Below are 7,538 nucleotides of genomic sequence, written 5' to 3'. Positions count from 1 at the left end.
ACATGCCGCACGCAGGCCGTTTGTCGTTCGTTATGGAGGAAACCGCCATGTAACCGCATTCGCAGGCCGATCCGCGCGACGGCCGCATCGGCGCGGCCGACACCGCGCCCGTATCCGTACCTCAACCCATCGAGAAGGCCATGAAACACACCACACAACCGTGCCGGAATTCGGCCATGCCCGGCACGCGCCGCACGCTCGTCGCAGCAGCCGCGGTCGCGCTGCCGCTGCTCGCCGCGCACCATGCGTACGCGCAAGCGCCGCTCACCGTCGATCCGGGCACGGCGAATCGCCCCGGCCTCGCGGCGGCGGCCAACGGCACCCCGATCGTCAACATCACGGCGCCCGACAGCGCCGGCGTCTCCCATAACCGCTTTACCGACTACAACGTCAATGCGGCCGGCCTCGTGCTGAACAACAGCGCCACGACATCCGACACGCAACTCGCCGGCAGGATCGACGGCAATCCGCTGCTCGGCGGCCAGTCCGCCGCGATCATCCTGAATCAGGTAACGGGCGCCAATGCATCGGTGCTGGCGGGCGCGACGGAAGTGGCCGGGCAGAATGCGCGCGTGATCGTCGCCAACCCGAACGGGATCAGCGTCAATGGCGGCAGCTTCGTCAATACGAGCCGCGTGTCGCTCGTCGCCGGCACCACGGAGTTCGACGACAACGGCAACATCACACAATTCCGGACGGAAAACGGCCGCCTCGTCATCGACGGCGCAGGACTCGATGCGCGCAACGTCGATCAGCTCGATCTGGTTTCGCGCAGCCTCAAGGTCAACGCCGCGTTGCAGGCCCGTCGACTCGTGGCGGTCGCGCAGCAGGGCACCGCGCAAATCGAGCAATCCGGCAGTCACCAGTTCGTCGGCGAGACGATCGGCCCGTTGCCCGACGTCGCGATCGACGTGTCCAGGCTCGGCAGCATGCATGCGTCCGCGATCACGATGTACGGCACGTCGGCGGGCGTGGGCGTCAATGTCGCGGGCAAGATCGACGCGCTGACGGGCGGCATCACGATGTCGTCAGGCGGCGTGGTCAGGGTGCAGGACAGCGGGCATGTCGCGGGGCACAACGTATCGATCGGCGGCCGCCTCGACAACGCCGGTGCCATGACCGGCGGCACGCTCGTCGCGCAGCAGGCGGTCGCGAACAGCGGCACTGTCGATGTCGGTTCGGCCAGTCTGATGGGCGCGACGACCAACACCGGCCGTATACGCGCCGACGAATCGTTGGCCGCGATGGGCAATGTCATCAATGACGGCGAGATGCGAGGCGGCAAAAGCGTCACCGTCACGGGCAGCTTGCGCAACGGCGGCGACGGACGTATCGCCAGCGGCGGCACGATCACCGCGATGAGTGGCGTAAGCAACGGCGGCAGCATGCATGCCGACCGGAACATGGTCATCATGGGCGCCCTGCGCAACGAAAAAGGAGGCCGCGTCAGCAGCTACGGCAAGATCACGCGGATGGGCGGCGTGCTCAATTCAGGCGACGTCATTGAATACATGACGCGTCCGGCGTCTGGGGAAGCCGCGTCGGCCGTCACGAGTCAGCCTGTTACGCCCACGGTGCCCCCGATCGTTGCGGATAAGCCCGCTCAACCGGAAATTATTCCGCCGGTCGCGAGCAAGCCCGCCACGCCGATCGCCAAACCCATCCCGCCGATGATGGTGTTTCCGCCGATGATGTCCGGCTTGGCGCCGGTGTACATTCCGCCGATCTCATTCGCACCGGTTCGGCCGACGTTCGTCCCGCCGCCGGGATATATGCTCCCACGGCCAGCAGCGTACTCTCCGTTTGGCGTGACGTGGATGCCCCCGGTGTTCGGTCAGCCGATCGTGTTCAACCCGGCGTTTGCATCCAGGGCATGACCGCCACTGCGATTGCGCCTGAGCGCACCTGAGCCCGGCCGCCATTGAATCGGCCGCGTCTGGCGGATCGCGTCATGCGATCCGCCAGCGTCTATCGCGACCACGGAACGACTCGCGACATCAATACATCAAGGCAAGTGTCCCGATACCGCTCGCCCTCAGAACTTATGGCGAATCCCCGCGTGAACCATCACCTGCTTCGACGACGACGACAGATCCGGAGCCCCCGCCACCAACGCCTGATCTAGCGACGACCCTGTCGCGTCGCCCGCGACCTTCTGGTACGCGCCCATCAGATAGATGTCGGTCCGCTGCGACAGCGTGTAATCGGCCATCAGCCCGATCGAATGGATCTTCGGCTTCGCACTGCCCGTCGTCGCTTCGTAGCGGGCAAGCGTGTACACGTACTGGGCGCCGACGAAGAACGACGGCGTCACCTGATACCGGCCGTTCACCTCGAAGTTCTGATATTTCAACGATGTCACGGCCCCGCCGGCGAGCGGCCCCGTCATTGGCTGGATCGTCTCGTTGCCGTACAGGTAACCGACGTTCGCGCTCGGCTGGCTGATGTTGCTGTTCGTGTAGGCGAATCCGACGGTCGCCTGCGCGAGCGTGTAATTGATGCCCGCGCCGAAGATTCGCAAGTGCGACGACACGAAATTCGCATCGGCCCCGAGCGAGCCAGAGCCCGCAATCGCGCCACCCGATGTCGAGCCCGGGTTGTTCGCGTTCAGGAACGTCGCACCGACCAGCAAACCGGCATGTTCGTATTGCGCGCCGACGCTCCATTGGCGATTGTTCGAAAAGCCGGTGTCGTTGCTGAAGCTGTACGTACCGCCGAACGTGAAGCCGGATAAATCGGGGCTCGCATACTTGGCGGTGTTGTTGACGCGGAATGTATTGCCGGTGTTGTCGTTGTCGAACGGATGCGTGAACGGATAGACGCCCCAGCTGCCGTTCGCCGTGGTCGGCGCGAGATAATCGACGACGGAATCATATTGCCGGCCGAGCGTCACCGTGCCGAAGCGCTGGCTGCCCAGGCCCACGTATGCCTGGCGGCCGAAGCCGCGTCCGCCTTGCCCGAGCGTACCGCTGTTCGCATTGAAGCCGTTCTCGATCTGGAACAGCGCGTTGTATCCGCCGCCCAGATCCTCGGTGCCTTTCAGGCCCCAGCGGCTGCCTTGCGCAAAGCCGCTCGCCATCTGCCACACACTGTGACCGCCAACGTTGTTCGTATAGCCGACACCCATGTCGACAAGTCCATACAGCGTCACGGAACTTTGCGCGGACGCGAGCATCGGCGCGCCCAGCATCGCCGAAGCGATGACTGACATCGGTCTCCATTTCATTTGCGATCCTTATTTATATTTCGTCGACTTTTCGAATTCAATCGGCAAGGTCCAAGGCCATCAATGCGTTCTCCGTCTTGCCCCGGCCGGTACGCCGCGCCCTCGCCTCGATGCGCCACGTAATGGCGCATCGAGGCACGCGGCTCATTTCGTGCCGTAGATATCGAAGTCGAAATACTTTTTGTTGATGCGTGCATACGTGCCGTTCGCGAGAATTGCCGCGAGCGCTTGATTGAACGCCTCGCGCAGCGCCGTATCTTCCTTGCGCAGCCCGAGTCCGTCGCCCTGCCCGAAATACTTCTGATCGTCGATCGCCGCACCGGCGAACGTGAAGTCCTTTCCTTGCGGCTTCTTCAGAAACCCGTCGCTCGCCGCGATCGATGCCTGGAACGCTGCGTCGAGCCGGCCCGACACGAGATCGGTATAGACCTGATCCTGGTTCTGGTAAGACACGATCTGCACGCCGGCACGCTGCCAGTTCGCCACCGCATAGTCGGCCTGCGCGGAACCCTGCTCGACCCCGACCCGCTTGCCCTTCAGCGAATCGGCGGTCGGCAGCAGCGGCGAGCCCTTGCGCACGACGAGGCGCGCCGGCGCGTTCGAGATCCTGTTCGAGAACGCAATCTGCTGCATCCGCTTCGGCGTGATCGTCATCGACGACGCGATCACGTCGAACTTGCGCGCGAGCAGGCCGGGGATCATCCCGTCGAAGCTCGACTCCACCCACACGCAGCGCGCGCGCAGTTCCTCGCACAGCGCATTCGCGATATCCACGCCAAAGCCCGTCAGCTTGCCGTCGGGCAGCTTGTATTCGAGCGGTGGATAGGTCGGATCGACCGCCAGACGAATCTCCTTGCCCGCGAAATCGCCGGCATGCGCCGCCCCCGCCGCCAGCGCCACCACGAGCGCCGTCATCCACTGTTTCATCGTCAGCCTCCTCAAGTAAATCGAAATTGTCGGCGGCGTATCGACACCGCCCCTCCCCGTCGACACACAACGCATCAACGGAGGAAACGCTCGGCCAGCACGACCCAGTAGCTCGCACCGATCACCAGATTCGCGTCGTTGAAGTCGTAATCGGGGTTGTGCAGCGCACAGCCCGCCGCGCCTTCGCCGTTGCCGATCGACAAGTAGCTGCCCGGACACGTTTCGAGCATGAACGCAAAATCCTCGCTCGCTGCAATCGGCCGAAGATTCTCGATGAGCGCATCCTCGCCGCCCATTTCCAGCGCGACCTGCCGCGCGAACCCGGTTTCGTCGTCGTGGTTGACGAGCACCGGATAGCCGTACCGGTAATCGATCTCCGCGGTCGCGCCATAGCTCCCGGCCTGACCGTGCACGATCTCGCGGATGCGCCGCTCCAGAAGCTCGCGCACGTCGGGCGACAGCGCGCGTACGCTCAGCAGCAGGTCCGCATGCGGCGGAATCACGTTCGATACGGTGCCCGCATGGATCGAGCCGACCGTGACGATCGCCATGTCCTGCGGGCTCACATTGCGCGCGACGATGCTCTGCAGCGCCATCACGATCGATGCGCAGACGACAATCGGGTCGACCGTCGTCTGCGGAGCAGCGCCGTGACCGCCACGTCCTGTCACGCGTACCCGCACCTCGTCGGCGGAGGCCATGAACGGACCGCTGCAGAAACCGAGCTTGCCGGCCGGAAAGCCGGGCACGTTGTGCATCGCGAACACCGCATCGCATGGAAATTGCACGAACAGGCCGTCGTCGATCATCTTCTTCGCGCCGCCGAGGCCTTCCTCCGCCGGCTGGAAGATCAGGTTCAGCGTGCCGCGGAATTCGCGATTGGCGAGGCAGCGTGCGGCGGCCAGCAGCATGGCGGTATGACCGTCGTGGCCGCAGGCATGCATCACGCCGTCGATCCGGCTTGCATACGGCAGCCCCGTCGTTTCCTGGATCGGCAGCGCATCCATGTCGGCGCGCAGGCCGAGACGGCGTCCATCGTGACCACGCGTCAACGTGCCGACCACGCCCGTGCCGCCAAGGCCGCGTGTGACCCGATAACCCCACGTTGTCAGATATTCGGCGACCAGATCGCTCGTCGCCCGCTCCTCGAAGCCAAGCTCCGGATGGGCGTGCAGGCGATGGCGCAGCGCGATCATCTCCGCCTCGATCGCCGCCATTTCGGGTAAAACAAACTGATCACGCTTCACGTACGACACTCCTCGGTTCCTGCTGCCGCCGATCGCCCGAATGGCGGATCGTGGCTGGATCGTATGCAGCGAAAATGCCGGAGAACAGCCTCAGTTTCGTTATGATGACAACCGTGTGTTGTCGGGTAGATCACCATGAAACTCCATCAATTGCAGGCGCTCGTCGCGAGCGCGGAGGCGGGCAGCATTCGCGGGGCGGCACGTGCGCTCGGCCTGTCGCAGGCCGCCGTCACACGGGCGCTGCGCGAGCTGGAGGCGAGCGAGCGCCTGCCGCTGCTCGTCCGCGCGCCGGAAGGGATCGGCTTCACCGATTACGGCCGGGCGCTGCTGACGCACGCGAAACTCGTGCTCAACCAGCTCGAGCATGCGCACAACGACCTCGCGCGGATGCGCGGCCGCGTCGAAGGACGGTTGAGCGTCGGCGTGACACCGTGGGTTACGATGACGTTTCTCGCCGAGACAGTGCGGCTGTTTCGCACGCGCATGCCCGATGTGCGTCTCGAGTTGTACGAGGGATTGATGGCCGTCGCCCAGCCGCTGCTGCGCGACGGCAGCATGGACTTCGCGCTCGGGCAGGTGCAGCCGGGCGCGGCCGCGCAGGAGTTCGCCTGCGAGCCGATGCTGACTTATGAAACGTCGGTGATGGTGCGGGCGGGCCATGCGCGCGAGCATGCGCGTTCGATTCACGAACTGCTCGATCAGGACTGGGTGCTGAATTTCGCGCCGGACGGTCAGGCCTCGCTCGTCGACTACCTGTTCACGCGCCACGGCGCACAGATCGACGACCGACGGATCGTCCGCGCCCAGTCGGTTTCGATGCTGCAGACGATGCTCGAACAGGCGGATATGTGTACGTGGTGCCCGACGATCCTGAGCGTCGTGCCGCCGTTCGGCGACCGGATGCGCACGCTCGCGCTGAAGGAAACGTTCGAGCCGCGCGAATTGGGCGTCGTCACGCGCCGAAACAGCACGCTCTCCAGCGCGGCGCGCTGCTTCATCGATTGTCTGATGCAGGTGATCCGGCGCCATGCGCGATCGGCGCGGAAGGCGGATCTCGCCCTGTTCCGGACGCTGACGCTGCTCGTCTGACGCCGGCCGGCCCCGAACGCATCGCCCGCGGCCCGAACGCCGGCGCCGGATGGATCACATCGCTTACAGCGCCTTTACGATCCCGCCATCGACGCGAATGTTCTGTCCGGTGATATAACCCGCGCCGTCCGACAGCAGAAATGCGACCGTCTTCGCGATCTCTTCTGTCTTGCCGAACCGGCCAGCCGGAATGCGCGCGACGATCTCCGGCGTTTCCGGCCAGCTGTCGACGAAGCCCGGCAGCACCGCATTGATCCGGATGTTCTCGGCGGCATAGCGCTCGGCGTACAGGCGCGTCCACGCACCCAACGCGGCACGCAGTGTCGACGATACCGGCATCGGCTGCTCCGGCGCGACCGCCGCGAAGCTCGAGATGTTCACCGCCGCGCCGCCGCCCTGCGCCTGAAAGATCGGCGTCACGCGACGCATCAAGCGCACGACGTTCAGCAGCACCAGATCCAGCGCGGCGTGCCAGCTGTCGTCGGAGATCGACAGCAGATCGCCCTTCGGCGGATGCCCGGTATTGTTGACGACCGCGTCGATGCGGCCATAGCGCGCCATCGTTTCGCTCACGAGCCGGTCGATATCGGCGTCCGCGGTCACGGAACCCTCGATGCCGAAGCCGCCCAGTTCGTCGGCAAGCTTCGCCGCACTGCCGGACGGCGACATCAGCGCAACGCGATAACCCGTCGCCGCCAGCTCGCGCGCGATCGCCGCGCCCATGCCCTTGCCCGCGGCCGTGATCAACGCCACTTTTTCTACTGTCACGATAAGCTCTCCATTCCGTCCTGATGAACGCGCATCCTCAATCTGTCGAGCGCATCGGTGGTAATGTAGGCGCATCGACGCCCGCTGTCGAACCAGTATTTCTACCTTCATCCGATAGATTTTCTACAGTCTTACCATGAATCCGCGACGTCCCGGCCGCCTGCCGCCGCTCAATGCGCTTCGTGCGTTCGAGGTGTCCGCACGGCACCTGAATTTTCGTGCTGCCGCGGACGAGATCGGCGTGACGCAGGGTGCGGTCGCGCAACAGGTGCGGCATCTGG

7 protein-coding genes are annotated in these 7,538 nt (G+C 64.8%); 3 read left to right on the top strand and 4 right to left on the bottom strand.

Features of this window, described 5'->3' with window-relative positions; all coding sequences use genetic code 11:
• Positions 1-140 precede the first annotated feature (140 nt).
• Entirely contained in the window at positions 141-1,877 is a 1,737-nt protein-coding gene (locus KH616_RS18495; protein WP_292249183.1) for a filamentous hemagglutinin N-terminal domain-containing protein, read from the top strand.
• Between the two features lie 158 nt (positions 1,878-2,035).
• On the opposite strand, the gene KH616_RS18490 is transcribed toward KH616_RS18495, so the two are convergent.
• The 3 genes from KH616_RS18490 to KH616_RS18480 form a co-directional block, all read right to left on the bottom strand.
• Positions 2,036-3,211: a porin gene (locus KH616_RS18490; RefSeq protein WP_292249180.1), complete on the bottom strand. Its 1,176-nt coding sequence runs from the start codon at positions 3,209-3,211 to the stop codon at positions 2,036-2,038.
• Between the two features lie 159 nt (positions 3,212-3,370).
• The gene (locus KH616_RS18485; RefSeq protein WP_292249178.1) at positions 3,371-4,153 is read right to left on the bottom strand and encodes an ABC transporter substrate-binding protein; all 783 of its coding nucleotides are present in this window, start codon (positions 4,151-4,153) and stop codon (positions 3,371-3,373) included.
• A 74-nt stretch (positions 4,154-4,227) separates the two neighbouring features.
• On the bottom strand, positions 4,228-5,349 hold the full coding sequence (locus tag KH616_RS18480; protein WP_292249189.1) for a M20 aminoacylase family protein: 1,122 nt from the start codon (positions 5,347-5,349) through the stop codon (positions 4,228-4,230).
• A gap of 186 nt (positions 5,350-5,535) precedes the next feature.
• Here KH616_RS18480 and KH616_RS18475 point away from each other — a divergent pair, with 186 nt between their 5' ends.
• Positions 5,536-6,489: a LysR substrate-binding domain-containing protein gene (locus KH616_RS18475; RefSeq protein ID WP_292249175.1), complete on the top strand. Its 954-nt coding sequence runs from the start codon at positions 5,536-5,538 to the stop codon at positions 6,487-6,489.
• A 63-nt stretch (positions 6,490-6,552) separates the two neighbouring features.
• Here KH616_RS18475 and KH616_RS18470 read toward each other — a convergent pair whose 3' ends face one another.
• Positions 6,553-7,257, bottom strand: a complete 705-nt coding sequence (locus KH616_RS18470) for an SDR family oxidoreductase (protein WP_292249173.1) — start codon at positions 7,255-7,257, stop codon at positions 6,553-6,555.
• Positions 7,258-7,393: 136 nt separating this feature from the next.
• Between KH616_RS18470 and KH616_RS18465 the strand changes: the two genes are divergently transcribed.
• The coding region (locus KH616_RS18465; protein WP_292249186.1) for a LysR family transcriptional regulator at positions 7,394-7,538 on the top strand (145 nt) is incomplete at its 3' end.

The sequence above is a fragment of the Burkholderia sp. genome (assembly GCF_018375725.1).
In the GTDB taxonomy this organism is placed as follows: domain Bacteria; phylum Pseudomonadota; class Gammaproteobacteria; order Burkholderiales; family Burkholderiaceae; genus Burkholderia.
This window is presented reverse-complemented; position numbering and strand designations above follow the sequence as displayed.